The 26,710-nt window shown below is 73.6% G+C and carries 24 protein-coding genes; 12 read left to right on the top strand and 12 right to left on the bottom strand.

Going from position 1 to position 26,710, the window contains the following annotated elements; genetic code table 11:
• Window positions 1-67: 67 nt before the first annotated feature.
• The 6 genes from cseC to ACFY8W_RS17075 form a co-directional block, all read right to left on the bottom strand.
• Complete coding sequence (cseC, locus tag ACFY8W_RS17100; RefSeq protein ID WP_391105627.1) at window positions 68-1,633, bottom strand: two-component system sensor histidine kinase CseC; 1,566 nt, start codon at window positions 1,631-1,633, stop codon at window positions 68-70.
• Window positions 1,539-2,240 carry a two-component system response regulator CseB gene (cseB, locus tag ACFY8W_RS17095; protein WP_391105625.1) on the bottom strand — a complete coding sequence of 234 codons (702 nt, stop codon included), beginning with the start codon at window positions 2,238-2,240 and terminating at the stop codon, window positions 1,539-1,541. Before cseB ends, cseC begins: the two co-directional genes overlap by 95 nt.
• 101 nt (window positions 2,241-2,341) lie before the next feature.
• Window positions 2,342-3,031, bottom strand: a complete 690-nt coding sequence (locus ACFY8W_RS17090) for a hypothetical protein (protein WP_391105623.1) — start codon at window positions 3,029-3,031, stop codon at window positions 2,342-2,344.
• Entirely contained in the window at window positions 3,019-3,603 is a 585-nt protein-coding gene (locus ACFY8W_RS17085; RefSeq protein WP_391105621.1) for a SigE family RNA polymerase sigma factor, read from the bottom strand. The genes ACFY8W_RS17090 and ACFY8W_RS17085 overlap by 13 nt, the downstream gene beginning before the upstream one ends.
• A gap of 456 nt (window positions 3,604-4,059) precedes the next feature.
• Window positions 4,060-5,037, bottom strand: a complete 978-nt coding sequence (locus ACFY8W_RS17080; RefSeq protein ID WP_391105619.1) for an A/G-specific adenine glycosylase — start codon at window positions 5,035-5,037, stop codon at window positions 4,060-4,062.
• Between the two features lie 33 nt (window positions 5,038-5,070).
• Window positions 5,071-5,733 carry a phosphatase PAP2 family protein gene (locus ACFY8W_RS17075; protein ID WP_391105617.1) on the bottom strand — a complete coding sequence of 221 codons (663 nt, stop codon included), beginning with the start codon at window positions 5,731-5,733 and terminating at the stop codon, window positions 5,071-5,073.
• 302 nt (window positions 5,734-6,035) lie between these two features.
• On the opposite strand from ACFY8W_RS17075, the gene ACFY8W_RS17070 reads away from it, so the two are divergent.
• Window positions 6,036-6,857: a hypothetical protein gene (locus tag ACFY8W_RS17070; RefSeq protein ID WP_391105615.1), complete on the top strand. Its 822-nt coding sequence runs from the start codon at window positions 6,036-6,038 to the stop codon at window positions 6,855-6,857.
• A 161-nt stretch (window positions 6,858-7,018) separates the two neighbouring features.
• On the opposite strand, the gene disA is transcribed toward ACFY8W_RS17070, so the two are convergent.
• The gene (disA, locus tag ACFY8W_RS17065) at window positions 7,019-8,077 is read right to left on the bottom strand and encodes a DNA integrity scanning diadenylate cyclase DisA (RefSeq protein ID WP_385696466.1); all 1,059 of its coding nucleotides are present in this window, start codon (window positions 8,075-8,077) and stop codon (window positions 7,019-7,021) included.
• 165 nt (window positions 8,078-8,242) lie between these two features.
• Window positions 8,243-9,652 carry a DNA repair protein RadA gene (gene radA, locus ACFY8W_RS17060; RefSeq protein WP_391105613.1) on the bottom strand — a complete coding sequence of 470 codons (1,410 nt, stop codon included), beginning with the start codon at window positions 9,650-9,652 and terminating at the stop codon, window positions 8,243-8,245.
• Between the two features lie 425 nt (window positions 9,653-10,077).
• Here radA and ACFY8W_RS17055 point away from each other — a divergent pair, with 425 nt between their 5' ends.
• A complete protein-coding gene (locus ACFY8W_RS17055) occupies window positions 10,078-11,787 on the top strand; it encodes a hypothetical protein (protein ID WP_391105611.1) in 1,710 nt (569 codons plus the stop codon).
• A 3-nt stretch (window positions 11,788-11,790) separates the two neighbouring features.
• On the opposite strand, the gene ACFY8W_RS17050 is transcribed toward ACFY8W_RS17055, so the two are convergent.
• Complete coding sequence (locus tag ACFY8W_RS17050; protein ID WP_391105609.1) at window positions 11,791-12,693, bottom strand: hypothetical protein; 903 nt, start codon at window positions 12,691-12,693, stop codon at window positions 11,791-11,793.
• A 42-nt stretch (window positions 12,694-12,735) separates the two neighbouring features.
• Between ACFY8W_RS17050 and ACFY8W_RS17045 the strand changes: the two genes are divergently transcribed.
• From ACFY8W_RS17045 to ilvD, 4 genes are all read left to right on the top strand, one after another.
• On the top strand, window positions 12,736-13,662 hold the full coding sequence (locus ACFY8W_RS17045; RefSeq protein ID WP_391105607.1) for a Ppx/GppA family phosphatase: 927 nt from the start codon (window positions 12,736-12,738) through the stop codon (window positions 13,660-13,662).
• A 104-nt stretch (window positions 13,663-13,766) separates the two neighbouring features.
• A complete protein-coding gene (locus ACFY8W_RS17040; RefSeq protein ID WP_391105606.1) occupies window positions 13,767-14,591 on the top strand; it encodes a TIM barrel protein in 825 nt (274 codons plus the stop codon).
• On the top strand, window positions 14,588-15,316 hold the full coding sequence (locus ACFY8W_RS17035; RefSeq protein WP_391105604.1) for a TetR family transcriptional regulator: 729 nt from the start codon (window positions 14,588-14,590) through the stop codon (window positions 15,314-15,316). The genes ACFY8W_RS17040 and ACFY8W_RS17035 overlap by 4 nt, the downstream gene beginning before the upstream one ends.
• A 105-nt stretch (window positions 15,317-15,421) precedes the next feature.
• Entirely contained in the window at window positions 15,422-17,275 is a 1,854-nt protein-coding gene (ilvD, locus tag ACFY8W_RS17030) for a dihydroxy-acid dehydratase (RefSeq protein ID WP_391105602.1), read from the top strand.
• A gap of 159 nt (window positions 17,276-17,434) precedes the next feature.
• Here ilvD and ACFY8W_RS17025 read toward each other — a convergent pair whose 3' ends face one another.
• A complete protein-coding gene (locus ACFY8W_RS17025) occupies window positions 17,435-19,666 on the bottom strand; it encodes a protein kinase (protein ID WP_391105600.1) in 2,232 nt (743 codons plus the stop codon).
• A gap of 171 nt (window positions 19,667-19,837) precedes the next feature.
• Between ACFY8W_RS17025 and ACFY8W_RS17020 the strand changes: the two genes are divergently transcribed.
• The 5 genes from ACFY8W_RS17020 (at window position 19,838) to proC (ending at window position 23,442) form a co-directional block, all read left to right on the top strand.
• Entirely contained in the window at window positions 19,838-20,206 is a 369-nt protein-coding gene (locus tag ACFY8W_RS17020; RefSeq protein WP_391105598.1) for an SH3 domain-containing protein, read from the top strand.
• A 35-nt stretch (window positions 20,207-20,241) separates the two neighbouring features.
• Entirely contained in the window at window positions 20,242-20,748 is a 507-nt protein-coding gene (locus ACFY8W_RS17015) for a hypothetical protein (RefSeq protein WP_391105596.1), read from the top strand.
• A 166-nt stretch (window positions 20,749-20,914) separates the two neighbouring features.
• Window positions 20,915-21,751: an ATP-binding cassette domain-containing protein gene (locus ACFY8W_RS17010; protein WP_391105594.1), complete on the top strand. Its 837-nt coding sequence runs from the start codon at window positions 20,915-20,917 to the stop codon at window positions 21,749-21,751.
• Complete coding sequence (locus ACFY8W_RS17005; protein ID WP_391105592.1) at window positions 21,748-22,512, top strand: ABC transporter permease; 765 nt, start codon at window positions 21,748-21,750, stop codon at window positions 22,510-22,512. The genes ACFY8W_RS17010 and ACFY8W_RS17005 overlap by 4 nt, the downstream gene beginning before the upstream one ends.
• Before the next feature lie 120 nt (window positions 22,513-22,632).
• Window positions 22,633-23,442 carry a pyrroline-5-carboxylate reductase gene (gene proC / locus ACFY8W_RS17000; RefSeq protein ID WP_391105590.1) on the top strand — a complete coding sequence of 270 codons (810 nt, stop codon included), beginning with the start codon at window positions 22,633-22,635 and terminating at the stop codon, window positions 23,440-23,442.
• Window position 23,443: 1 nt separating this feature from the next.
• Here proC and ACFY8W_RS16995 read toward each other — a convergent pair whose 3' ends face one another.
• Complete coding sequence (locus ACFY8W_RS16995; protein WP_391105588.1) at window positions 23,444-24,046, bottom strand: isochorismatase family protein; 603 nt, start codon at window positions 24,044-24,046, stop codon at window positions 23,444-23,446.
• Between the two features lie 75 nt (window positions 24,047-24,121).
• Here ACFY8W_RS16995 and ACFY8W_RS16990 point away from each other — a divergent pair, with 75 nt between their 5' ends.
• Window positions 24,122-25,132: a helix-turn-helix domain-containing protein gene (locus ACFY8W_RS16990; protein ID WP_391105586.1), complete on the top strand. Its 1,011-nt coding sequence runs from the start codon at window positions 24,122-24,124 to the stop codon at window positions 25,130-25,132.
• On the opposite strand, the gene trpS is transcribed toward ACFY8W_RS16990, so the two are convergent.
• Window positions 25,099-26,097 carry a tryptophan--tRNA ligase gene (gene trpS, locus ACFY8W_RS16985; protein ID WP_391105584.1) on the bottom strand — a complete coding sequence of 333 codons (999 nt, stop codon included), beginning with the start codon at window positions 26,095-26,097 and terminating at the stop codon, window positions 25,099-25,101. The two genes, ACFY8W_RS16990 and trpS, sit on opposite strands and share 34 nt — an antisense overlap.
• Window positions 26,098-26,710: the final 613 nt, after the last annotated feature.

Genomic DNA, 26,710 nt, shown 5'->3' with positions numbered 1-26,710 from the left:
TGTGGACGGCGGGGCCGTTTCCGTTTCCGTTTCCGCCTGGGTCTGCGTGCGTCCGCGTCGCGAGCGGTCAGTCCGGCATCCGCAGCACCGGGAAGCTCCCCGTGTTCGTCGGCGCGTGCTCCGGCAGCCACAGCACCGCGATCGCGCCGCCCGCGCCGTCCGGGGTGCCCTCGGGGGCCGCGTTGCGGAAGGTGAGGCGGGCGCCGAGGACCCGGGCCTGGCCGGTCGCGATGGTCAGGCCCAGGCCGTGGCCCTGGCCCGCGCGGTCGCTGCTGCCCGTACGGAAGCGGCTCGGGCCCTCCTTCAGCAGGGCCTCGGGGAAGCCGGGGCCGTGGTCCCTGACCCGGACCACCCGGCCCTCGACCGTGACCTCCACCGGGCCCTTGCCGTGCTTGGCCGCGTTGGCGAGCAGATTGCCCAGGATGCGCTCCAGCCGGCGCGGGTCGGTGTTGACCCACGACTCGTGCACCACCTGGACCCGCGCGTCCGGGTCGAGCGCTCGCACCCGGCGGGCCACGAACTCGCCGAGCGCGACCTCCTGGAGCTCGGCCCGCTCCGACGCGCTGTCGAGCCGGGCCACCTCGAGGACGTCCTCCACCAGCGTCCGCATGGCCTGCGCCCGGTCGCGGACCAGCTCGGTCGGCCGGCCGGGCGGCAGCAGCTCGGCCGCCGTGAGCAGCCCGGTCACCGGGGTCCGCAGCTCGTGCGCGATGTCCGCGGTGACCCGGCGCTCGGCCTCGATCCGCTCGTGCAGGGCGTCGGTGAGGGCGTCGACGGCGCGGGCCAGCTCGTCGGTCTCGTCGCGTACGACTCCGCCGATGGCGTCACGGACCCGGACGTCGGTGTTGCCCTGGGCGACCCGGCCGGCCGCGGCGGCGGCCTTGCGCAGCCGACGCGAGAGCTGGCCGCCGATGAGCACGCCCAGCGCGCAGCCGCCGAAGACCACCGACACCGAGCCGATGATCAGCGCCCGGTCGAGGTCCTTCATGATCGTGGCGCTGCGGTCGGCGAAGGGCACGTGCAGCGAGAGCACGTCGCCGTTGGCGAGCGGCACGGCGGCCCACACGTCCGGAGGGCCGCTGCCGTGCTCCTGGACGTAGGTGCCGCGCCGTCCGTCGCGCATCAGCTGGTCGAGCTGGGGCGGCAGCGCCGGGTCGTTGATCTTGGTGCCGAAGCGCGGCTCCTTCGGCTTCGAGGTCTCGTAGACCCGCTGGGCGAAGACCAGCCGCCACATCTGGGCGTCGCGGGCACTGTCGAGCATGGAGACCCTGGCCGCGTTGTGCACGACCAGGCTGAGCGTGACCGCGATGAGCGCGCCGACCGCCGCGATGGCGACGGCGATCTTCCAGCGGACCCCGGTACGGAGGCCGAGCCCCTTCACCACCTGCCGACCTGCCTGAACTCCCCGTGCCGCGGACCCGTCCCGGGGCTCGTGCCCGGGTTCGTTCCCGGAACCGTCCCCGGAGTAGTCCCCGTGTTCATCCCCGGAGCCGTCCCCCGGTTCGTCCGCGAGCTCCCGCCCGGTCTCATCTCCGCGCTCAACCCTTGAGCTTGTAGCCGAAGCCGCGGACCGTCTCGATCCGGTCCTGGCCGATCTTGGTGCGCAGCCGCTGCACGTGGACGTCCACCACACGGGTGTCGCCGCCCCAGCCGTAGTCCCAGACCCGCTCCAGGAGCTTGTCGCGGGACAGCACGGTGCCGGGCGCCGAGGAGAACTCGAGCAGCAGCCGCATCTCGGTCGGGGTGAGCGCGACGGGCGCACCGGCCTTGCGCACCTCCATGCCCTCCGTGTCGACCTCCAGGTCGCCGAAGGCCAGCAGGCCGCCCTCGGCGGCGTCCGCGCCCCCGTCGCCCGCGCCGGCGCCGCCCGCGTGGCCGAAGCGGCGCAGCACGGCCCGGATCCGGGCCATCAGGACGGAGCCGTCGAAGGGCTTGGTGACGTAGTCGTCGGCGCCGGCCTCCAGGCCGAGGACGACGTCGATGGAGTCGGCGCGCGCCGACAGCATGATCACCGGGACGGTCGACTCGTCGCGGATGCGCCGGCACAGGCTCACGCCGTCCATGCCGGGCAGCATCACGTCCAGGAGCGCGATGTCGGGCCGGTTCGCGCGGAAGGCCTCCAGGCCCGACAGGCCGTCGGGCATGGCGGTCACCGTGAAGCCGTCCCGCTCCAGGGCGAGCTGGGTGGCCTCACGGATGACGTCGTCGTCCTCGACGAACAGGACATGGGTCTCGGCCATGGTGCGTGCGCCTTCTGCCTTCTTCGGGGGCGTTCTTCGGGGCCTTCTTCGGCGGCCTTCGGGTGTCGTCGGGTGTCTTCGGGTTCCGCTTCGGGGCGGGGTCAGTTCGACGGGGGTTCGCTCGGTGCCGGCTCGGCGCCGTCGATGCCGCCGTCGCCGACCGCCTTGCTGAAGTCGTTGTGCACCCAGTCGTGCTGGGTGAACTTGTTACCCGTCCAGCGGTAGGTGATCACGTCCTCGCCCGAGGGATAGGCGACCGGGTCGCCCTTCGCGTACACCTGCTTGGTGACCATCAGGTCCCCCCGGTCGATCGTCCCGTACACGGCCGCGTCCTCCGCCATGAAGACGTTCGTGTACTTGTCGTTCTCCTCGCGGTACACGTACGTGCCGATGCCGACCGCGTCCCCGCAGGTCATCACGTTGACGACGACGTCCGGCGAGGTGGAGTTCGTCAGGTTCCCGTACGAGGTGTCCACCGGGTAGACGTCCGCCGTGCACGGCTTCAGGTCGGCCTTCACCCGCTCGCCGATCTTCGGGTCGTTCTTGATCAGCGCGATCGGGTCCACCCGCTTGGTGGTCAGCGCGCCGTCCTTGCCGAGCGAGGCGGACGGCGTCGGAGTGGCGGGGGCCGTCGAGGCGACCTCGTCGGGCCGGGCGGCGCCCTCGTCACGCGAGCCGGTGCCTCCGGTGGAACAGCCGGACACGAGCACGCCGACGGCGGCGAGCCCGGCCACCGCCGTGATGCTCGCCGCCCGTTCCCTGACAGTCCAGGCCGGTCTCAGGCCGCGCACCGCTCCTGCTTCCGCTCGTCGCCTCGTACGGTCGTCGCCCGCTCCAGGACGCCGGCGTCCAGGGCCCGGGAGTCGCCGTCGGCGGCCCGGTTCTCCAGTTCCTGGCGCAGTCGGGCCAGGGCGCGGTGGAGCGTGCTCTTCACCGTACCGGTCGACATGCCGAGCGCGGCGGCCGTCTCCTCGGTGCTCATCTGCTCCCAGTGGCGCAGCACGACGACGCTGCGCTGCTTCGGCGCGAGCACCTTCAGGATGTCCATCAGGAGGGCCCGGTCGGCGTGCTGCTCGGTGGCGTCCTCGACGCGCGCGTCGGGCAGCTGCTCGGTGGGCACCTCTTCGAGCTTGCGGGCCCGCCACCACTCGGTCCGGGTGTTGATCATGACCCGGCGGAGGTACGCGTCGGCCAGCGACTTGTCGGCGATGCCGTCCCAGCGTCCGTACGTGCGGACAAGCGCGGTCTGCAACAGGTCCTGGGCGTCCACCGGGTCGGGCACGAGACGGCGGGCGCTGCGCAGCAGCGCGTCCTGCCGAGTGCGTACGTACTCCTCGAAATCGAGCACCTCGCCGTGCGCCATCCCGAACCGCCTCCGATCCCCGTGACCAGCCGTGTTTCTTTACGTCGACGACGCTACGGAGCGGTTGTCACGGGGCTGTGCGGAGCAGCCGTCGGCGGACGCACGGCTACCCATCGGTTGTGTAACAGCGGATGCATAGGTTCCGGATCCTTCGGATCGAAGGCGGCACCGGCCTGGGACCTCCGGGCTGCGGATCCGGCCCCTGGACCGTCGCCGGGCCACCGCCGGACGGAGCCCGGTCCGGACGCGCGGGTTCCGTGGTTGGGACCCGCGGATCCCGAGCCGGCCCACCCGTGGGTTCCGTGGTTGCGACCCGCGGATCCCGAGCCGCCCCCCGTGGGCTGCGTGGTTCGGGACCCGGGGATCCCGAGCCGGCCCGTGGGCTGCGTGGTTCGCACGCGAGGGAGCCCGGCCCCTGCGACAGGCCCGGCCACTGGAGGTGGGCGGGCCTTCCGGTCAGCCCAGCGGGAGCCGGTACCGGCCGCCGTCCAACGGTTCCACCAGGCCGTCGGCGACCAGGCCGTCCAGGGCGCGGGCGCGCTGGACCGGCTCGTCCCAGACCGCGTCGAGGGAGGCCTGGTCCACCGGGTCCACGGCCTCCCGCAGCACGGCGAGCAGCTTGCCCCGCACCTGGCGGTCCGTGCCCGCGTACGTCTGGCCGCGCCGCGCGGGCCCGTCGTGGGCCGGCTTCCCGGCCCGCAGCCAGGCGCACCGGTCGGTCAGCGGGCACCGCCCGCAGTCCTCGTTCCGCGCCGTGCACACCAGGGCGCCCAGCTCCATGGAGGCAGCCGCCCAGCGGGCCGCCGTCGCCTCGTCCTCCGGCAGCAGCGCCCGGGCGAGCCGGCGCTCGGCGGCCGTCGTGGCGTTCGGCGGGTACTGCACGCCGGTCGCCGCCCGCGCGAAGACCCGGCGCACATTGGTGTCGAGCACCGCGTGCCGCTGTCCGTACGCGAAGGAGGCCACCGCCGCGGCCGTGTACTCGCCGATGCCCGGCAGCGCGAGCAGCTGCCCGTGGTCGCTCGGCACGTCACCGCCGTGCCGCTCCTTTATCGCCACGGCGGCGGCGTGCAGCCGGAGCGCCCTGCGCGGATAGCCGAGCCGGCCCCAGGCCCGTACGGCCTCGCCCGGCGCCTCGGCGGCCAGGTCGGCGGGGCGCGGCCAGCGCGCCAGCCACTGCTCGTACACGGGGAGCACCCGGACGACCGGCGTCTGCTGGAGCATGAACTCGCTGACCATCACGCCCCACGCACCCGCCTCGGGGCGCCGCCACGGCAGATCGCGGGCGTGCCGGTCGAACCAGGCGAGGACGGGCCCGTGCAGCGCGGCGGGCGATACGCCGTCGGGCGCCAAGCCCTCGGGAGCGCGGAGCTCGTCGGAGGAGGAGGTGGCGGAGGGCGCGGAGGCGGCGGCGGAGGAGGTGTCGATGGAAGTCATGGCACCTCCGATCCTGGCACGTTCCGCGGGCGATCAGCGCGCGCCGTGGCGCACGCCCTCGGGGCGCGCGGAGGCGTGCGAAGGCATCCCGCGCCCCACGCACCACGCCACCGCGCCGCTCCGGCTCGACCGGGCCGTCTCCACCAGGGCGCGGACCGGGCGCCCGGCGGACTTCACCACGACGAACGCGACCGCGCCGCCGACGAGGAGGCCGACCGTCACGTCGTGGGGGTAGTGGACGCCGACGAAGACCCTGGAGAAGGCCATGAGGAGGGCCATCGGCGCGGTCAGCCAGACGAGGCCGCGCCAGGAGAGGGCGAGCGCGACGGCCGCGGCACCCGCGATCGCCGAGTGGTTGCTGGGGAAGGACCAGTCGCCGTGCGGCGGGCACGCGACGAGAGAGGCGGGCGCACCGGCCACCGCCCGGCACGGACGCTCCTCGTCGATCAGCGACTTCACGCCCTCGCTCACCACGTAGCCGAAGGCCGTCGCGAGCGGCGCGAGCAGCGCGAGCGCCATGCCGTCCGCGGACCCGCGGCGCATCCGCCACCAGCCGGCCACGAACAGCACGCCGAAGAGCAGCAGCCCGAGTTCGGTCCACACCTCCGCGAGTCTCTGGAACCAGTGCGGGGTGGAACGGGCGAACTCGAGGATGTCGAGGTACAGGCCGTCGGTGAGGGTGGGCAGGTTGTCCATGGTCAACGACGTTAACCGGCGCCCGGAGCCGTCCGCTCCGGCCGAAGGACGACAGTCGTCCCCGACGAAAGTAGGGGGTGGGCGGGGGACGAACGGGCGCGGGAGGGAACGCGGGCGACGAGGGGGCCGAGAAGGGGAGGAGAGGGGAAGGGGAGGGGAGGGAGAGGGGGCGCGCGGGGGCGAGCGACGGCGGGCGCCGGGAAAGTTCCCGGTCCGGTGCGGATGTGATCATCGGCAAAACTTGGTGCCTGGAGCGGCATGGGGGGCGGGAGTTGGCCCCGATCTCTCGTAAGGTTCGTGGCGTGGGATCTCTGCGCAATCCGGTCGGGCCGCTTCCCTCCTCCATTTACTGGCGTCGGAGGGCCGTGGCGCTGTGCCTGGTTGCCCTGCTCGCGCTGCTCGCCGCATGGGCGTTCACGTCCCGTGGCGGCGGCGGTGGGGGCAAGAAGACCAACGACGCCGCCAACGGCTCCTCACCCGCGCCCGTGATCACTCCCGGGCCCTCCGGCACCGGGCCGGCGATCAGCCAACAGCCCGGCGGCCGCGACGAGTCGGGCGATGAGGACACCGCGGGCGGTGACGGCGCCGGCAACGGCGACGGCGGTACGGACGCGGGCACGGACTCCGGGGCGTCCTCCGGCGGCAAGAACGGCGACACGGACGGCGCGGGCGGCGACGGCGGCGCGGGCACCGGCGCCGGACAGCAGGTTCCGGCCGATTCGCCGCTGCCGAACTGCCCGGCCGGCGCACTGCAGTTGACCTTCCGCAGCACCAAGCTGGCCTACGAGCCGGGCGAGAAGCCCCGCTTCCAGCTGGTCGTCAAGAACGCCTCGGCGGCCGACTGCAAGGCCGATCTCGGCCCGAAGAACGCGGTGTTGACGGTCCGTGACACCAAGGGCGTGCTGTGGTCCTCCAAGGACTGCCCGCGCGTGGCGCCCCCGGTCTACCTGAAGGTCCCGGCGCGTACGACGATCACGCACACCGTGGAGTGGGACCGGCATCGCAGCGCCGCGCAGTGCGCCAGCGTCCCGCCGGGCGAGGTCGGCCCGGGCAACTACCTCGTCGAGGCGGCGGTGCCGGGCCTGACGGTGTCGCCGGTGGCGTTCCGCCTGGACAAGGACTGATCAACCAAGCCCGAGGGCTGAGCTGTGAGGTCTGAGGCTTGGGGGTCCGAGACCTGAGGTCTGAGGTCTGAGGCTTGAGGGTCCGAGACCTGAGGCCTGCGGCCCGAGGGCCGAGTCCGAGGTCCGAGGCCGCGGGGCCGGTACCGGGACGACCGGTACCGCTAGACGTAACGCTCCAGGATCGACGACTCCGCGAGCCGCGACAGGCCCTCGCGGACGCTGCGCGCCCGGGCCTCGCCGACGCCGTCCACGGTCTGGAGGTCGTCCACGCTCGCCGCGAGCAGCTTCTGCAGTCCGCCGAAGTGCTCCACGAGCCGCTCGATGATCGCGCCGGGCAGTCGCGGCACCTTGGCGAGCAGCCGGTAGCCGCGCGGGGAGACCGCCGAGTCGAGGGTCTCGGGGGAGCCGCTGTAGCCGAGGGCGCGCGCCACTATCGGCAGTTCGAGCAGCTCGGCGTGGGTCAGCGCGTCCAGCTCGGTGAGCGCCTCGGGGACCGTACGGGAGCGCTTGGCCGTGGGCTCCGGCACGTAGTCGCGGATCACCAGCTCGCGCTCCGGTTCCACGCCCGCGATCAGCTCGTCGAGCTGGAGCGAGAGGAGGCGGCCGTCGGTGCCGAGCTCCACCACGTACTCGGCGATCTCGGTGGCGATCCGGCGCACCATCTCCAGGCGCTGGGCCACGGCCGTGACGTCCCGGACCGTCACCAGGTCCTCGATCTCCAGCGCGGAGAGCGTGCCGGCCACCTCGTCGAGGCGGAGCTTGTAGCGCTCCAGGGTCGCGAGGGCCTGGTTGGCGCGGGACAGGATGGCCCCGGACTCCTCCAGGACGCGGCGCTCGCCGTTCACGTACAGGGCGATCAGGCGCATGGACTGCGAGACGGACACGACCGGGAAGCCGCACTGCTTGGAGACCCGGTCCGCCGTGCGGTGCCGGGTGCCGGTCTCCTCGGTGGGGATGGACGCGTCGGGGACCAGCTGCACGCCGGCCCGCAGGATCTTGGAGATGTCCTTGTCGAGGACGATCGCCCCGTCGAGCTTGCACAGCTCGCGCAGCCGGGTCGAGGTGAAGTCGACGTCGATGACGAAACCGCCGGTGCACATCGACTCGACGGTCTTGTCCATGCCGAGCACGATCAGACCGCCGGTGTTGCCGCGGAGGATGCGCTCGAGCCCGTCGCGGAGGGCGGTGCCGGGGGCGACGGCGCTGAGCGACGCACGCATCAGTGCCTCGTTGTCCTTGGCTGCCACTGCACTCCTCCGGCTCGTACGGATGGGCGAGACCAGGGCAAAGTCTAGCGACAACGCCTCGCCGCCCCGGGCCCCGCGCCACGAGCCCCCGGCCGGCCGGGCTCCGGAGGCCTCCTCGGAGGTCTTCCCGGGCAGGGCCTAGCCGCGCTCCTCCGGCTCCCGTTCGGTCCTCGGACGACGGCCGCGGGGCAGGACGCGCAGGGCGTCGCCCATGTCCGCGACCTCGGTGACCTTCATGCCCGGCGGAACCTTGCCCGGGTCGCTCGGCACCAGGGCGTGCGTGAAGCCGAGCCGGTGCGCCTCCGCCAGGCGGCGCTGCACGCCCGTCACCCGGCGGACCTCGCCCGCCAGACCGACCTCGCCGATCGCGACCAGGTTCTTCGGCAGCGGGGTGTCGCTCGCGGCGGAGGCGAGCGCGAGGGCGATGGCCAGGTCGGCGGCCGGCTCGGACAGCTTCACGCCGCCGACCGTCGCGCTGTAGATGTCCCGCTTGCCGAGAGCGCTGATCCGGCCGCGCTGCTCGAGGACCGCCAGCATCATCGAGACCCGGGAGGTCTCCAGACCGGACGTGGTGCGGCGCGGCGACGGGATCTGCGAGTCCACCGTCAGCGCCTGCACCTCGGCCACCAGCGGCCTGCGGCCCTCCAGCGTCACCGTCAGACAGGTGCCGGGCACGGCCACGTCGCGCCGGGTCAGGAAGAGGCCCGACGGGTCGGCGAGCCCGGTGATGCCCTCGTCGTGCAGCTCGAAGCAGCCGACCTCGTCCGTCGCCCCGTACCGGTTCTTCACGCCGCGGACCAGGCGGAGCCGGGCGTGCCGGTCGCCCTCGAAGTGCAGCACCACGTCGACCAGGTGCTCCAGGAGACGGGGTCCCGCGATGGCGCCGTCCTTGGTGACGTGGCCGACGAGCAGCGTCGACATGCCGCGGTCCTTGGAGGCGCGGATCAGTGCGCCGGCCACCTCGCGGACCTGCGCCATGCCGCCGGGCGCGCCGTCGATCTCGGGGGAGGCGACGGTCTGCACCGAGTCCAGGATCAGCAGCGAGGGCTTCACCTCGTCGAGGTGCGCGAGGACGGCGGACAGGTCCGTCTCGGCCGCGAGGTAGAGGTGCTCGCTGAGCGCGTTGATCCGGTCGGCGCGCAGCCTGACCTGGCTCGCGGACTCCTCGCCCGTCACATAAAGGGTGCGGTGCTCGTCGCTCGCGGCCTTGGCGGCCACGTCGAGCAGCAGCGTCGACTTGCCGACGCCCGGTTCGCCCGCGATCAGCACGACCGCGCCGGGCACGAGACCGCCGCCCAGGACCCGGTCGAGCTCGTCGACGCCCGTGCCGCGCGCGGTCGCCTGCCGCCCGTCGACCTGCCCGATCGGCAGCGCGGCCGAGGACACCCGGCCGGCGGCCGTGGTCCGCACGGCGGGCGCGCCGTACTCCTCGACCGTCCCCCAGGCCTGGCACTCGGGGCAGCGGCCGAGCCACTTCGCGGTCTGCCAGCCGCACTCGGTGCAGCGGTAGGACGGCCGGTCCTTGGCGGTTTTGGTACGAGCAGCCATGACGGACACCGTAGCCGCAGTCACTGACAACGAGCCGGGACCAGGTGAGGGAAGGGTCCCGGCCACCACCCCGGCCACGGCCTCGGCAGGGCACGACCACCACCTTGGCCCGGGCCCGGCCACAGCTCCGGCCACCACCCCGGCCACGACCTCGGCTCGGGTCCGGTCACAGCTTCGGCCCCCCGGCCACGACCTCGGCCCGGGTCCGGCCACAGCTCCGGCCACCGGCCCGGGCCACCGCCCTGGCCACGACCTCGGCCACAGCCCCCGCCACGGCTGCCGGCCCCCTGCACCGCCACTGACGAGCGTGCCCTGGCCCGAGATCACGGCCCCCGTGTCCCCTTTCGGGCGATACCTTCACCCGTATGGATTAAAAGAGTGCAAGGGGTGAGAAGTGCCCCCGTCCTCCTGCCTACGGTCGCCCAGTGACGAGCAGCAGTCTGGAACAACCCACGCGAAGCACCGACGGTCCCCGCACCCTCGGCCAGCGGCCCCCCGCGCGCTACGAGGAGTACCTGGACGGCCTGTTCACCTACTGCCTCTCGGTGCTCTGCGACCACGACACCGCCACCGCCGTCCTCGGCGACGTCCTCGCCATCGCCGAGCGCCACCACGGCCGCTGTCCGGCCGACGAGAGCGGCCGCAGGGCCTGGCTGTACGCGCTGGCCCGCTGGGCCTGCCTGCGCAGCCTCGGCGAACAGCGCCGCAGACGGCAGGGCGCGCACACCGGCCGGCCCGTCGCCGCCGCGCCCGAACCGCCCCGCCTCGCGCCCGAGGTCGCCGAGCGCCGCCGGGCCGAGCTCGCCGCGCTCGCCTGGCCCGAGGCCGCCGGCACCACGCCGGAGCAGCGCGAGGCGCTGGAGCTCGCCGTCCGGCACGGGCTCGGCCGGCGCGAGGTCGCGGCCGTGCTCTCGCTGGACCCGCTCGCGGCCCGCGAACTCCTCGCCTCGGCGGGCTGCGAGGTCGAGCGCACCCGTGCCGCCCTCGCCGTCGTCGAGACCGGCGACTGCCCCACCGTCGCCCGGCTCACCGGCGACCACCAGGTGCTGCTCTCCGCCGCCCTGCGCGCCGAGCTGGTCCGGCACGTCGACGACTGCCCGCGCTGCCGCCGGGCCGCCGAACGGGCGGGCGCCGCCGGGCCCTGGCCGGGCGCCGCCGCCGTACCGACCGGGCGGCTGCCGGTCGTCGAGGCGCCGCGGGCCGCCGCGTACGTGGCGATGCTGCACGTGCCGCGGGCCCGCGCCGGTGCGCCCCGCTTCGGCCCGACCGGCTTCCCGATGGACCCGAAGGACCACGCGGCCCGCCGCGACCGGATGCGGGCCCGGGCGGTCACCACGACCGTCGTCGCCGCGGTCGTCGCCGCCCCCGTCCTGGCGCTGTGGGCCTCGTACCGCGGCACCCCGGCCGGCGACGAGGGCCAGGACGCGGCCCGGATCAGCGCGCGCGAGGCCGACGGGCCAGGCGACGCGCAGGGCGGTTCCGGCGGCCGCCCGTACGAGCGCTACGAGAACGCGGGCAACGCCCGCACCACACCCGATCCCCGCTTCACCCGGGGCAGCCGTTCGCCGGACGTCACGGTCGAGGTGATCAGCCCCGGCGCGCCCACCGGCCCCGCCCTGCCGGGGCAGGCGGCGCCCGCACGGCTCACCGTCTCCGCGCGCGGCAGCGGCGCGACGAGCCTGCTCACCCTCACCAACGAGGGCGGTTCGCCGGCCGCCTGGGCGCTCTGGTCGGACGCGCCCTGGCTGTACGTGAGCCAGGCCTCCGGCACGCTGCGCCCGGGAGAGTCCGTCACCGTGCGGATCTTCGTGGACCGCGCCCGCGAACCGGCCGGCGCCTGGAGCGCCCGGGTCGGCGTGAACCCCTCGGGCGCCGTGGTGCGGCTCCACGGCCACGGGGCGACCCCGCCGCCCACCACCACGCGCCCGACGACTGCGCCGCCGACCCGTACGGACGAGCCGACGACGCCGCCGCCCACCAGTGAGCCGCCGACCACTGCGCCGCCGACCACGGGCGGGCCCACCACCGAGCCGCCGACGACGGAGCCGACCACCGGCCCGACGACCGAACCGACGCCCGCGCCGACGGACTCGGCGACCGAGGCCCCGAGCACGGACCCGGCGCCCTCCCCGTAGGAGCTACGGGGCGGGGTCGGCCGGGTGCGGCGCGACCAGCGGGAGCTGCGCGGCGAGCCGCGCCTCGCACAGGCCGACGAGGACCTCGTACGCCGCGGGGCCCATCATCTCGACCAGCTCCGGCCGGTACGAGACGTAGACCGGCTCCTTGCCCACGTGGGCCGAGCTCGCGGTGGTGCAGTACCAGTGCAGGTCGTGGCCGCCGGGACCCCAGCCGCGCCGGTCGTACTCGCCGATCGACACCTGGAGGACCTTGGTGTCGTCGGGGCGCTCGATCCAGTCGTAGGTCCGCCGCACCGGCAGCTGCCAGCACACGTCCGGCTTGGTCTCCAGCGGCTCCCGGCCCTCCTGCATGGCGAGGATGTGGAGCGAGCAGCCCGCGCCGCCCGCGAAGCCCGGGCGGTTCTGGAAGATGCAGGAGCCCTGCCAGCGGCGGGTCTGCCGGTCGCCGTCCTCGTCGACCTGCACCCAGCCCGTGTCCGTGCCGACGTCGTGGAACTGCCACAGCTCCGGCGTCAGGCGTGCCACGTGCTCGGCGACCCGCTTCTCGTCGTCCTCGTCGGAGAAGTGCGCGCCGAGCGTGCAGCAGCCGTCGTCGGCGCGGCCCTCCTGGATGCCCTGGCAGCCGTTGCCGAAGATGCAGGTCCAGCGCGAGGTGAGCCAGGTCAGGTCGCAGCGGTAGACCTGCTCCTCGTCGTCCGGATCGGCGAACTCGACCCAGGCGCGCGGGAAGTCCAGGCCCTTCTCGTCGGGCTCGGCGGTCTTGGCCTTCTTGCCGGCCTTGCCGACCTTGACGGCCTTCACGGCCTTGGCCGCGTGGGACACCCGTGCGGCCTTCGCGGCGTTCTCGCTGGCGTTCTCGCCGGCACTGCTTTTGCCCGGCTTCGCCTTTTTCGTCTTTGGCACAACGCCAAGCGTATGCGGGCGGGCGCAGTAGCGTTTCCGTTCATGAGACTCGGAGTCCTCGACGTCGGTTCGAACACAGTGCACCTGCTGGTGGTGGACGCCCACCCCGGCGCCCGCCCGCTGCCCGCCCACTCCCACAAGGCGGAGCTGCGCCTCGCCGAGCTGCTCGACGAGCGCGGGGCCATCGCCGACGCGGGCGTGGAGCGGCTCGTCGGAACCGTCCGCGGGGCGCTGACCGCCGCCGAGGACAAGGGCTGCGAGGAGGTCCTGCCGTTCGCGACCTCGGCCGTGCGCGAGGCGAGCAACGCCGACGACGTGCTCGCCCGGGTCTACGCGGAGACCGGGATCGCGCTCCAGGTCCTCACCGGCGAGGAGGAGGCCCGGCTCACCTTCCTCGCCGCCAGGCGCTGGTTCGGCTGGTCCGCGGGCAAGCTGTTCCTGCTCGACATCGGCGGCGGCTCGCTGGAGGTCGCCTTCGGCATCGACGAGGAGCCCGACGCCGCCGTCTCCCTGCCGCTGGGCGCGGGCCGGCTCACCAAGGGCTGGCTGCCGGGCGACCCGCCGGAGACCGACGACGTGAAGGCGCTGCGCCGCCATGTCCGGGCGCAGATCGCCCGTACCGTCGGCGAGTTCAGCCGCTTCGGGCGGCCCGACCACGTGGTGGCCACCTCCAAGACCTTCAAGCAGCTCGCCCGCATCGCCGGCGCCCCGGGCTCCGGCGAGGGCCTGTACGTCGAGCGCACCCTGTCCCGGGAGTCCCTGGAGGAGTGGGTGCCGCGGCTCGCCGCCATGTCCTCGTCCGAGCGCGCCGTGCTCCCCGGCGTCTCCGAGGGCCGCGCGGCCCAGCTCCTCGCCGGCGCGCTGGTCGCCGAGGGCGCGATGGACCTCTTCGGCGTCGACCGGCTGGAGATCTGCCCCTGGGCCCTCCGAGAGGGCGTGATCCTGCGCCGCCTGGACCACCTGCCGTAGCGCTCGCCGGGCGGCGCGGGCCGTCCCGCCCGCCGCGGCCCTCCGGTCCCGGGGGTGACCGGAACCACCCTCCGGGCGCGCGGCCCGCCCCGTACCCTGTCTCCGTGGCAGAACCAGCGGTGCGCGTCCCGGATGCGAAGGTCGCCCTGTCGACGGCCTCGGTCTATCCGGAGTCGACGGCGACGGCCTTCGAGGTCGCCGCGCGCCTCGGCTACGACGGTGTCGAGATCATGGTGTGGACCGATCCGGTCAGCCAGGACATCGAGGCGCTGCGCCGCCTCTCGGACTACCACCAGGTGCCGATCCTCGCCGTGCACGCGCCCTGTCTGCTCATCACCCAGCGGGTCTGGTCGACCGACCCGTGGGTCAAGCTCCAGCGGGCGCAGGCCGCCGCGGAGAAGCTGGGCGCGTCGACCGTGGTCGTGCACCCGCCGTTCCGCTGGCAGCGCCAGTACGCCCGGGACTTCGTCACCGGCATCTGGCGGATGGCCGGCGAGACGGACGTCCGCTTCGCCGTCGAGAACATGTACCCGTGGCGGTACAAGGACCGCGAGATGCTCGCGTACGCCCCCGAGTGGGACGTCACGAAGGACGACTACCGCCACTACACCCTGGACCTCTCGCACACGGCGACCGCCCGTACCGACACCCTCGCCATGGTCGACCGCATGGGCGGCCGCCTCGGCCACGTCCACCTGGCCGACGGGCGGGGCTCCGCCAAGGACGAGCACCTGGTGCCGGGCCGCGGCACCCAGCCGTGCGCCGAGCTCCTGGAGCGGCTGGCCCTGAGCGGCTACGACGGCCATGTCGTCATCGAGGTCAACACCCGGCGCGCGATGTCCTCCGCCGAACGCGAGGCCGACCTCGCCGAGGCCCTCGCCTTCACCCGGCTCCACCTGGCCGCCGCCTCGCGGGGCACGCGCGCGTGAGCGGAGACGCGGGCGGAGTTTCGGGCGGCAAGGGCCCCGGCGCGGGGCAGGCGGGCGCGGGCGAGGAGGCCGGCGCGGCCGGGGGCCCCGACGCGGGCGGGAGGCCGGGCGCGGGCGAGAAGACCGCCCGGCGGCGCGGCCGTCCTTCCCGTACGGCCGCGGAGGAGAGCGGACCGGGCGCGCGCGAGCGGATCCTCGACGCGGCGCGCGAGCAGTTCGCCGAGCGCGGCTACGACAAGACCTCGATGCGCGGCATCGCGAAGGCCGCGGGCGTGGACGCGGCGCTCGTGCACCACTACTTCGGTACGAAGGACGACGTCTTCGCCGCGGCGATCGAGGTCTCCTTCGAGCCGACGACCGTCGTCCCGGCCATCATCGGCGGCCCGCGCGAGGCCATCGGCGAACGGCTCGCACGCTTCTTCATCGGCGTCTGGGAGAACCCGGCGACCCGGGCCCCGCTGCTCGCGACCATCCGTTCGGCGATGACGCACGAGGCGGCGGCGAAGGTGCTCCGCGGGTTCGTGCTGCGGCGGCTGCTGGAGCGGATCGCCGCCGACCTGGACGTACCGGAGCCGAAGTTCCGCGCGGAGCTGGCGGCCTCCCACATGATCGGGATCGCGATCCTGCGGTACGTGATCCAGGTGGAGCCGCTGGCCTCGGCGGACCCCGAGGAGATCGTGGCGCAGGTGGCACCGACCCTGCAGCGCTACCTGACCCAGCCCTGACCGAAGGGCGAGCCGACCGTCCGCCATGCGGACACCCTTGTCCAGATCTTGGAGTCGCGGCGTACGCTCGACTCCAGACACACCCATCACGAGGAGCGAGCGACGATGCCCGAGCTGAGGTCCCGCACAGTCACCCACGGCCGCAACATGGCGGGCGCCCGCGCCCTTATGCGCGCCTCCGGTGTACCGGGCGCGGACATCGGGCGGAAGCCGATCATCGCCGTGGCGAACTCCTTCACCGAGTTCGTCCCCGGCCACACCCACCTCCAGCCGGTGGGCCGGATCGTCTCGGAGGCGATCACGGCGGCCGGCGGCATCGCCCGCGAGTTCAACACGATCGCCGTCGACGACGGCATCGCGATGGGCCACGGCGGCATGCTCTACTCCCTGCCCTCCCGCGACCTGATCGCCGACAGCGTGGAGTACATGGTCGAGGCGCACTGCGCCGACGCCCTGATCTGCATCTCCAACTGCGACAAGATCACCCCCGGCATGCTGATGGCCGCCCTGCGCCTCAACATCCCGACCGTCTTCGTCTCAGGCGGCCCGATGGAGTCCGGCCGGGCGACGCTCGTCGACGGCACCGTCCGCACGCTCGACCTGGTGGACGCGATCTCGGAGGCCGTCAACGACAAGGTCTCCGACGAGGACATCCTCCGCATCGAGGAGAACGCCTGTCCGACCTGCGGGTCCTGTTCCGGCATGTTCACCGCCAACTCGATGAACTGCCTGACCGAGGCCATCGGCCTCTCCCTGCCCGGCAACGGCTCCGTCCTCGCCACCCACACCGCCCGGCGCGCCCTGTACGAGAACGCCGCCCGCACGGTCGTCGACATCACCCGTCGCTACTACGACGAGGACGACGCCTCCGTCCTGCCGCGGAACATCGCCACCCGCGCGGCCTTCGAGAACGCCATGGCCCTCGACATCGCCATGGGCGGCTCCACCAACACGATCCTGCACCTGCTCGCCGCCGCGCAGGAGGCCGAGCTCGACTACGGCCTGAGCGACATGGACGAGGTCTCGCGCCGCGTTCCCTGCCTGGCCAAGGTCGCCCCGAACGTCGCGCCCCGCGGCACGTACTACATGGAGGACGTGCACCGGGCCGGCGGCATCCCCGCCATCCTGGGCGAGCTGCACCGCGCCGGTCTGCTCAACGAGGACGTCCACGCCGTCCACAGCCCCTCCCTCGCGGACTGGCTGAAGAACTGGGACGTGCGCGGCGGCTCCCCGTCCGAGGACGCCGTCGAGCTGTGGCACGCGGCCCCCGGCTGCGTCCGCTCCGCGGAGGCCTTCTCCCAGTCCGAGCGCTGGGACACCCTCGACCTGGACGCGGCGGCCGGCTGCATCCGCTCCGCCGAGCACGCCTACTCCAAGGACGGCGGCCTGGCGGTGCTCCGCGGCAACATCGCCGTCGACGGCTGCGTCGTGAAGACCGCCGGCGTCGACGAGTCGATCTGGACCTTCGAGGGCCCGGCCGTCGTCTGCGAGTCGCAGGAGGAGGCCGTCGAGAAGATCCTCAACAAGCAGGTCAAGGACGGCGACGTGGTCGTCATCCGCTACGAGGGCCCCAAGGGCGGCCCCGGCATGCAGGAGATGCTCTACCCGACCTCCTTCCTCAAGGGCCGCGGCCTGGGCAAGACCTGCGCCCTGATCACCGACGGCCGCTTCTCCGGCGGCACCTCGGGCCTCTCCATCGGCCACGCCTCCCCGGAGGCCGCCTCGGGCGGCACGATCGCCCTCGTCGAGGACGGCGACCGCATCCGCATCGACATCCCGTCCCGCGCGATCGACCTCCTCGTCGACGAGGCGACCCTCGCCGCCCGCCGCGAGGCGCTCGGCGGCGTCTACGCCCCGAGGAACCGCGACCGCAAGGTCACGGCGGCACTGCGGGCGTACGCGGCGATGGCCACGAGCGCGGACAAGGGCGCGGTCCGCGACGTGACGAAGCTGGGCTGACCGCCGCGCCGGGCGGATCCCCCGGGCCGGACCTGCCGGGGGAGACCTCCCGGCCGGGCCTCCCGGGCCGGACCCCCCGGCCGGGACGGACCAAACGGCGGTGCGGGCCCCTGAGGGGGCTCGCACCGCCGTTTCGCCCGTCCGCCGCGGGCCTTCCGCTCACCAGCTTTCCGGCGCGCTCCCGTCCACCGCGAAGACCGAGCCGTCCGGGGCCGTGCCGTAGACGCGCTCGCCGGCCGCGACCGGTGCCGGGACGGAGGTCACGTAGCCGAGGCGGCCCGCCGACAGGCGCGGAGCGGTCTGGGCGAGGAGCGAGCCGCGCGCGGTGTCGACGGCGATGAGGCGGCCGTCGGAGGCGGAGAGGTAGAGCCGGTCCCCGGGCCCTGGCATGAGGGCCGAGACGTTGCCGCTGCCGGTCTCCAGCTCCCAGCGGACCCGGTCCGCCGCGGGCGCGGCGGAGAGGTCGACGGCGGTCAGCCGGCCGAGCGCGTCGAGGAGGTACGCGGTGGAGCCGCGCACGGCGATCGACGGGCTGGCGACGCGGTACGGGAGCGGGACGCGCCGCGCCTCGCGCCGGGCGGGGTCGTAGTGGACCAGGGCCTCGGTCTGGATCTCCCGGTAGGCCGCGGCCAGGACGAGCGCCCCGTCCGTGCCGTGCGCGACGGGCACGAGGTTGCCCTTCAGGCGGTGCTGCCAGGCGACCGTGCCCGTGGCCGGCCGCACCGCGCTGACGGCCGTGTGCGTGCCGTCGGCGGTCGGCTCGTACACGGTGAGCAGGCCGGTGGCGGCGTCGTACGGCCCGAGCTGCGGCGCGCTGTGGCCGGACAGCGCGTGCCGCCACACCTGGCGGCCGGTGGCGCCGTCGACCGCGCGCAGCTGCCGTGAGCCGCCGCTGAGGACGACCACGGCACCGGCCGGCCGGTTGCGCTCGGCGAGCGTCGGCCGGGTGTGCCAGCCGGGCGCGCCGTCCTTCGCCGCGTAGGTCCGCAGCTCGCCGGTGGGGCCGGTGACGGCGACGGTGCCGCCGGGCAGCACGACGGGGGCCGTCGGCCGCTCCGTACCGTCCGCGCCGCCACCGCCGCCGGTGGGCCGTGACCAGACGACCCGCCCGGTCGCGGCGTCCAGGCGGGCGGCGTCGACGCCCGGCGCGGAGCAGTAGACGGCGCCCTCGGCGAACGTGCAGGCGGGCGCGGCGGGTCCGGCGCCTTTCCCGCCCGCCGTGCCGAGCGCGGTCTGCCAGCCGGTGAAGGACTTGGCGGCCTGTGCCGGGTGCGGCGAGGTGTCCACCGGCCGCCCGTCCCGCGCCGCGAGCACGGCGACCGTGCAGCCCGCCGCGACGGCGAGCAGCACGCCGAGCGCGATCGGCAGCCGCCTGCCGCGCCGGCCCTGTGGCCGGCTGCCACCGCGCTGCTTGCGCCCGCCGCGTCCGGTGCGCGGCACCTCGGCCCGTACGGGCGTGTCCGCGTCCCACGCACCGGCGGGCGCCGACACCTCGCGGACGGCTCCCGCGCCGCCCGTGCCGACGGGCGAGCGCCGCTGCGCCGGTATGAACGCGGTCGCCTCGTACGAGGGCGGCAGCAGCGCCGCCATGATCTCGGCGGGCGTCGGCCGCTCGCCCGGTTCCTTCGCCAGGCAGCGGGCCACCAGCGGCGCCAGCTCCTCCGGAACGCCCGTCAGGTCCGGCTCGTCGTGCACCACCTGGTACGCGACGATGTACGGGCTGTCCGAGTCGAAGGGGCCGTGTCCGGTCGCGGCGTGCACGAGCACCGAGCCGAGCGCGAAGACGTCTGCGGCGGGCCCGACCTCCTTCGGCCGCTGGAACTGCTCGGGCGCCATGAACGGCGGCGAACCGATCAACTTCCCCGTCTCAGTGTGGAGATCGCTGTCCACGGGCCGGGAGATCCCGAAGTCGATGACCTTCGGGCCCGAGTCGGTGAGGAGCACGTTGCTGGGCTTGAGGTCGCGGTGCACCACGCCCGCCCGGTGGATGTCGCGCAGCGCCTCCGCGAGCCCGGCGGTGAGCCGGCGCAGCTCGGCGGGGGACAGCGGGCCGCTCCGCTTCACCTGGTCGGCGAGGGTGGGCCCGGGGACGTAGAGGGTGGCCATCCAGGGGCGCTCGGCGTCGGGATCGGCGTCCACGACGGGTGCGGTGAACGCGCCGCTGACCCGCCGCGCGGCGGCCACCTCCTGGCGGAAGCGGGCCCTGAACTCCGGGTCCTCCGCGTACTGTTCGTGCACCACCTTGACCGCGAGCCGCAGCCCGGAGGGGGAGGTGGCGAGGTGGACGACGCCCATGCCGCCGGCGCCGAGGACAGCCTGGAGCCGGTACTCGCCCGCGTAGTCGGGCTCTTCCGCTTCCCGGCCGGCACCGGTCCTGCGCAACGGCGGCATCGCCGACCCCCGTGTGGTTCCCCGTCGTGTCCGCGCGCCTGCGCGACGCACGGAGCCTAGTCCATGGTGCGGCCGAAGTCGGTGGGGCTTGCTAGCCTGCGCGTCGCGGAGGGTGAATTCCTCCGCAGGGCTTCTGGCAGGCGCTCGCGCGCACCGGACGGGGGAGTGGGAATGGGCAGCGAGAACGAGTCGACGACCATGGCGGCCGGGACCGCGGAGAACGCGGAGACCGCCGGGGCGGAGGGCGTGGCGACCCTGACCGCCGAGGGCGTCGTGACCACCGCGGGCGAGGTCCCCGCCTACCCGGTCGCTCCCGGGTACCGGGTGAACGTCCGCTCGGGTCCGGGCACGAAGTACCCCATCGTCCGCACGCTGACGCTGGGCGCCTGGGTGCAGATCTACTGCCAGACGCCGGGCGAGTGGATCACCGGCCCCTACGGCACCACCAACCTCTGGGACAACATCGGTCCCGGTCAGTTCGTCTCGGACGCGTACGTGAACACGGGCCGCGACGGCTACGTGACCCGCCGCTGCGGCTGACCGCGGTCGGTCCCCGGCCGGGGATAATCGATCCCGTGAGCGAGGAAAAGCAGAGCAGGACCGGCACCACCCCCGCCGGGCCGCAGCCCGAGGAGCTCCGTTTCTTCGGCACGACCTGGGTGGACCACGGCGACGGCTACACCGTGCGCCGGATCGGCGTGGCCGTCGGCTCGCTCGTCGCCGCGGTCGCGGGCTGCTTCGTGCTGCGCTTCGCGTACCAGGGCCTGGAGATCGCGAAGGTCGGCGGCTTCGTCAACATGCTGGTGGTCGTGATGTTCGCGGTCTGCAGCGCGATCGCCTTCCGCAAGACCTGGGAGGGCTTCGTCCGGCGCCCCGCCGACCCGGCCCGCGAGGACGCCCTGCGCAGCCTGAAGGCCATCGGCTTCGTCGGCTCGCTGCTCGCCTACTTCTTCCGCAGCCTCTCCGAGGCGCCAGGCGAGAAGCTCCTGCGCACGGAATACGAGGAGGCGGTCACGCGCTTCGAGAAGCGCCGCGCGAACCGCACGGGCAACCCGTCGGGCCGCAAGAAGCCCAAGCGCTAGGCCCTGTCGTCGAACTCCCGCCTGCCCTCCGGGCGACGACGGGAGTCTGGCGACAGGACCCAGGGACGCGCCCACGACCCGGCACCCACAGAAGACCTTCCGAGGACCCCCGGACTTCGTCCGGGGGTCCTTGACGTGTCGCACCCACGGGCCCACTATTCATCGCATGATGAATAAAACCGGTGAGGCCGGCCACGACGCCGGCCCCGAGGCCGCCCGGGCCACCGGCGCGGCCATCACCGCCACGGCCCTCACCGTCGTCCGCGGCGACCGCACCGTCCTGCGCGAGCTCGACTTCACCATCCCCCGCGGCCGCATCACCGGCCTCCTCGGCCCCTCCGGCTGCGGCAAGACCACCCTCATGCGTGCGATCGTCGGCACCCAGGCCAGGGTCACCGGCACCCTCGACGTCCTCGGCCGCCCCGCCGGCGACCTCGCCCTGCGCTCCCGCATCGGCTACGTCACCCAGGCACCGTCCGTCTACGACGACCTCAGCGTCCGCCAGAACCTCGACTACTTCGCCGCCGTCCTCCTGCCCGGCCGCGCCCACCGCGACGAACGCCGCGCCGCCGTCGCCCGGGCCATCGCCGACGTCGACCTCACCTCCCACGCCGACGCCCTCACCGGACGGCTCTCCGGCGGCCAGCGCAGCCGCGTCTCCCTCGCCGTCGCCCTCCTCGGCACCCCAGAACTCCTCGTCCTCGACGAACCCACCGTCGGCCTCGACCCCGTCCTGCGCCGCGACCTGTGGGACCTCTTCCACCGCATCGCCGCCGACCGCAACACCACGATCCTGGTCTCCTCCCACGTCATGGACGAGGCCGAGCGCTGCCACCGGCTGCTCCTCCTGCGCGACGGCGAACTCCTCGCCGAGGACACCCCCGAGGAGCTGCGCCGACGCAACGACACCGCCACGGTCGAGGACGCCTTCCTCCACCTCGTCGACGCCGCCGCGGCCCGCGCCCGCGCCGCGGCCCGCACCGTCACCAAGGAGCAGCCGTGAACCCGGACCGCACCCTCGCCACCGCCGCCCGGGTCCTGCGCCAGCTCCGCCACGACCCGCGGTCCATCGCCCTGATGCTCCTCGTGCCCTGCCTGATGCTCGTCCTGCTCCGCTACGTCTTCGACGCTTCCCCTGCCTGCGCCGGGGAGACCCCGTGCCCTTCGGCCTTCGACGGCATCGGCGCCTCACTCCTCGGCATCTTCCCGCTGATCACCATGTTCCTGGTGACCTCCATCGCGACCCTCCGCGAACGCACCTCCGGCACCCTCGAACGCCTCCTCGCCATGCCTCTCGGCAAGGCCGACCTCATCGCCGGCTACGCCCTCGCCTTCGGCCTCGTCGCCGTCGCCCAGTCGGTCCTCGCCACCGGCCTCGCCCTGTGGTTCCTCGGCCTCGACGTCATCGGCAGTCCCTGGCTGCTGCTCCTCGTCGCCCTGCTCGACGCGCTGCTCGGCACCGCCCTCGGCCTCTTCGTCTCGGCCTTCGCCGCCTCCGAGTTCCAGGCCGTCCAGTTCATGCCGGCCGTGATCTTCCCCCAGCTCCTGCTGTGCGGCCTGTTCACCCCGCGCGACCGGATGGCCCCCGCCCTGGAGGCCGTCTCCGACGCCCTGCCCATGTCGTACGCCGTCGACGGCATGAACCAGGTCCTGCGCCACACCGACGTCACCGCCGACTTCCTCCGCGACGCCCTGGTCGTCGCCGGCTGCGCCGTCCTCGTCCTCGCCCTCGGCGCCGCCACCCTCCGCCGCCGCACCGCGTGACCGCCCCTCGGACACCGGACGCACCGGGCACGCCCTCGGTGCAAGGATGTCCCTGCGGATGGACGCGACGTCCACCCGCACGGACAGGCGCAGGCCCATCCCGGCGAGGTGAAAGACCCCATGACCCAGACCGTCGCAGTCCTCGGCACCGGCAAGATCGGTGAGGCGCTCCTCAGCGGCATGATCCGCGCCGGCTGGCGCCCCGCCAGCCTCCTCGTCACCGCCCGCCGCGCCGAACGCGCCGAGGAACTCCGCGCCCGCTACGGCGTCGAGACCGTCAGCAACGCCGACGCCGCCAAGCGCGCCGACACCCTCATCCTCGCCGTGAAGCCCCAGGACATGGGCCGGCTCCTCGACGAACTCGCCCCGCACGTCACCGCCGACCGCCTCGTCGTCAGCGCCGCCGCCGGCATCCCCACCGCCTTCATCGAGGAGCGCCTGACCGCCGGCACCCCCGTCGTCCGCGTCATGCCCAACACGCCCGTCCTCGTCGACGAAGGCATGTCGGTGATCTCCGCGGGCAGCCACGCCACCTCCGAACACCTCGCCCACACCGAGGAGATCTTCGGCGGCGTCGGCAAGACCCTGCGCGTCCCCGAGTCCCAGCAGGACGCCGCCACCGCCCTCTCCGGCTCCGGCCCGGCCTACTTCTACTACCTCGTCGAAGCCATGACCGACGCCGGCATCCTCCTCGGCCTGCCCCGCGCCCAGGCCCACGACCTGATCGTCCAGGCCGCCATCGGCGCCGCCGTCATGCTCCGCGACAGCGGAGAACACCCGGTCAAGCTCCGCGAGGCCGTCACCAGCCCCGCCGGCACCACCATCTCCGCCATCCGCGAGCTGGAGAACCACGGCGTACGGGCCGCCCTCATCGCCGCCCTGGAGGCCGCCCGCGACCGCAGCCGCGAGCTCGCCTCCGGCAACGGCTGACCTACCGCACCGCCTTCAGCACGTCCTCGGTGCGGACGACCCGGGCGAACCGCCCGCCGTGCAGCGACACCGCCGTCGCCCGGGTCAGCTCCTCCGCGCTCCGCGTCCACCCGAAGGGGCCCGCCAGGTCGAACGTGTGCATCGCGTCGATCGCGAACACCACGTCGTACCCGAGGTTCCCGGCCATCCGTGCCGTCGTCTCGTTGCACATGTTCGTCTGGATCCCGGCGATCACGATCTGCCCGATGCCGCTCCCCTTCAGCCAGGCATCGAGATCCGGCGCCCCGTAGAACGCCGAGTTCACGCTCTTCGTGACCAGCAGCTCCGGCCCCGCCCCCTTCCCCCGCCGCTCCGCGACGAAGTCCTTGAACTCGTTGCCCACCGTCCCCGACCGCAGCGGCGAACCCACCTGCACCGAGTCGTGCCGCACGAACACGACCGGCCGCCCCGTCTCCTGCCAGCGATCGATCAGCGCCGCGATGTTCCCCTCGGCAGCCGGATTGTCCCGACGCCCCCAGAACCCCTCGTCGTCGAAGCCCTTCTGCACGTCGACGACCACCAGCGCCGCGTTCTCGTCGATCTCCGTGGTCTCTGTGATCTCCATACCGACGATCCTGCCGCCGCACGCCCGCCCGCCCCAGAGGCAGAAACGCCGATGATCGATGGTTTACTGCCAGCCATGCCGGCAGACCACGTGACCCCCCAGCGCATCGCCCTCCTCTCCTTCCCCGGCATCCGCGCCTTCGACGTCTCTGTCATCACCGAGGTCTGGGGCAGCGACCGCACCCTTCGCGGCGTCCCGCCCTTCGACCTCCACCGCACCGCCGCCGACCCGGACACCCCCGTCCCCCTCCGCGGCGGCCTCAGCCTCACCCCCGACCGGCCCCTCGAATGGCTCGACAGCCTGACCCCCACCGACCTCGTCCTCGTCCCCGGCATCGAGGACCCCGACGCCGACATCCCCGCACCCGTCCTCGACGCCCTGCGCCGCGCCCACGCCGCCGGCATCCCCGTCGCCTCCCTCTGCGCCGGCGCCTTCGTCCTCGCCCGCGCGGGACTCCTCGACGGCCGCCGCGCGGTCACCCACTGGCACCTCGCCCCGGCCCTCGCCGAGCGCTACCCCCGGGTGAAGGTCGAACCCGAGGCCCTGTTCGTCGAGGACACCGGTATCTGGACCTCTGCCGGCACCGCCGCCGGTATCGACCTGTGCCTCCACCTCGTCCGCACCGCCCACGGCGCCGAGACCGCCGCCACCATCGCCCGGTCCATGGTCACCGCCCCCTTCCGCACCGGGACCCAGGCCCAGTTCATCGAACAGCCCACGCCACGCGCCGACCGCGACGCCGACGCCCTCGCCGCGGTCCGCGCCCACGCACTGGCCCACCTCGACCAGTCCCACACCGTCGCGAGCCTCGCCGCCCACGCCGGCATGTCACCCCGGTCCTTCGCCCGGCACTTCCAGGCCACCACCGGCACCAGCCCCCTCCAGTGGCTCATCGCCCAGCGCGTCGCCGCCGCCCGGAAACTCCTCGAACTCACCGACCATCCCCTCCCCGAAGTGGCCCGCCGCGCGGGCTTCGGCAGCGAGGTCACCATGCGCCAGCACTTCGCCTCGCACCTCGCCACCAGCCCGCGCGACTACCGCACCGCCTTCCGTCAGACCGCGGGCAACAGCCCGACCGCCCGATAGGCCCGGTCCACCACCGGCCGCGCCATCCCACGCGCCCGCTCGGCACCCAGCCGCAGCACCTTGTCCACGTGCCCCGGATCCGCCGCGAGCTCGGCATGCCGCTCCCGCACCGGCCGCAGCAGCTCCACCACCGCTTCCGCCGTGTCCTTCTTCAACGCTCCGTACGACTCGTATACACCGGCAAGCTCGTTCGGGTTCCCACCCGTCGCGGCCGCCAGCAGATCGAGCAGGTTCGCCACCCCAGGACTGGCCTCCCGGTCGTACACGACCTCACGCCCGCTGTCGGTCACCGCCCGCATGACCTTCCGCCGGACGGCATCCGCGTCGTCGAGGAGATAGACGATCCCGGCCCCGTTCTCGTGCGACTTCCCCATCTTCGACGTGGGGTCCTGCAGATCCATGACCCGCGCCGCGATCACCGGGTGCGTGGCCTTCGGGACCGTGAACACGTGCCCGTACCGCTGGTTGAAGCGCACGGCCAGATCCCGCGTCAGCTCCACGTGCTGGGTCTGGTCCTCACCCACCGGCACTTCGTCCGTGCCGTACGCGAGGATGTCCGCGGCCATCAGCGCCGGATACGTCAGCAGCGACAGCCGCACGCTCTGCCCGGCCGCCTGCGCCCGGACGCTCTTCTCCTTGTACTGGATCATCCGCCGCATCTCGCCGTCCGTGGCCACGCACTCCATCAAGTACGAGAGGCGCGCGTGCTCGTCCACATGGCTCTGCACGAACACCGTGCACCGCTCCGGATCCAGGCCTGCGGCCAGCAGCAGCGTCGCCGCCTGCCGGCTCAGCCGCGTCACGCGGGCCGGATCGTGCTCCACGGTCAGCGCGTGCAGGTCCACCACGCTGAACAGCGCGTCCGCCTGGTGCTGGTCCACCTCGACCCACCGCCGCACGGCCCCGAGGTAGTTCCCCAGCGTCAGGTGCCCGGTCGGCTTGACCCCACTGAAGATCCGCTTCATCGCGTTCGTTCTCCCTCTCTCCTGGCTGCTCTCTGGTCTGAGCACCGCCGGCCCGTCGGCCGGGCTCCCGGAGGGGGATACGCGAACGGCCGCCGAGTCGGCGGCCGTCGTCTGCATGCGTGAGTACGGGCCGCCTGTCAGGCGGCCCACCACTGGGTGGTGAGCGCATGCGTCGTCATACGCACAGGGTACGGGCCGGGCCCCGGGTTGACACGGGATTACGCGATCCGTAGTGTTCTCCGAGTTGTCCGACGTGAGCACCGACTCCGGTCGGCCCCGGACAGCCATTCCGCAAGAACCACCAACGCCTGACGGCGTCGATTCGTCGTGCCGTCCTGTGTTTCCGTGCGTTTTTGCGAAATGAGGAATCCGCGTTCGAAGGTTTGAACGCCGGCCCCCGATTAGCGTCGGGGCCAAGGAATCCGCTAAAGTCTCACTCGTCGGAACGGCCCAACAGCCGGGAAGACAACCCCCTCTGACTGGGAATCAGACGCCGAAAGGATCTGATAGAGTCGGAAACGCCGGAAGGGCCCGGAGCGAAAGCGAAAGGGACCGGAAAGCACCGAGGAAATCGGATCGAAAAGATCTGATAGAGTCGGAAACGCAAGAACGA

It is taken from the genome of Streptomyces sp. NPDC012637 (genome assembly GCF_042954805.1).
GTDB lineage: Bacteria > Actinomycetota > Actinomycetes > Streptomycetales > Streptomycetaceae > Streptomyces.
Note: the sequence above shows the minus strand (reverse complement) of the source record. Positions and strands in the feature narration are given on the sequence as shown.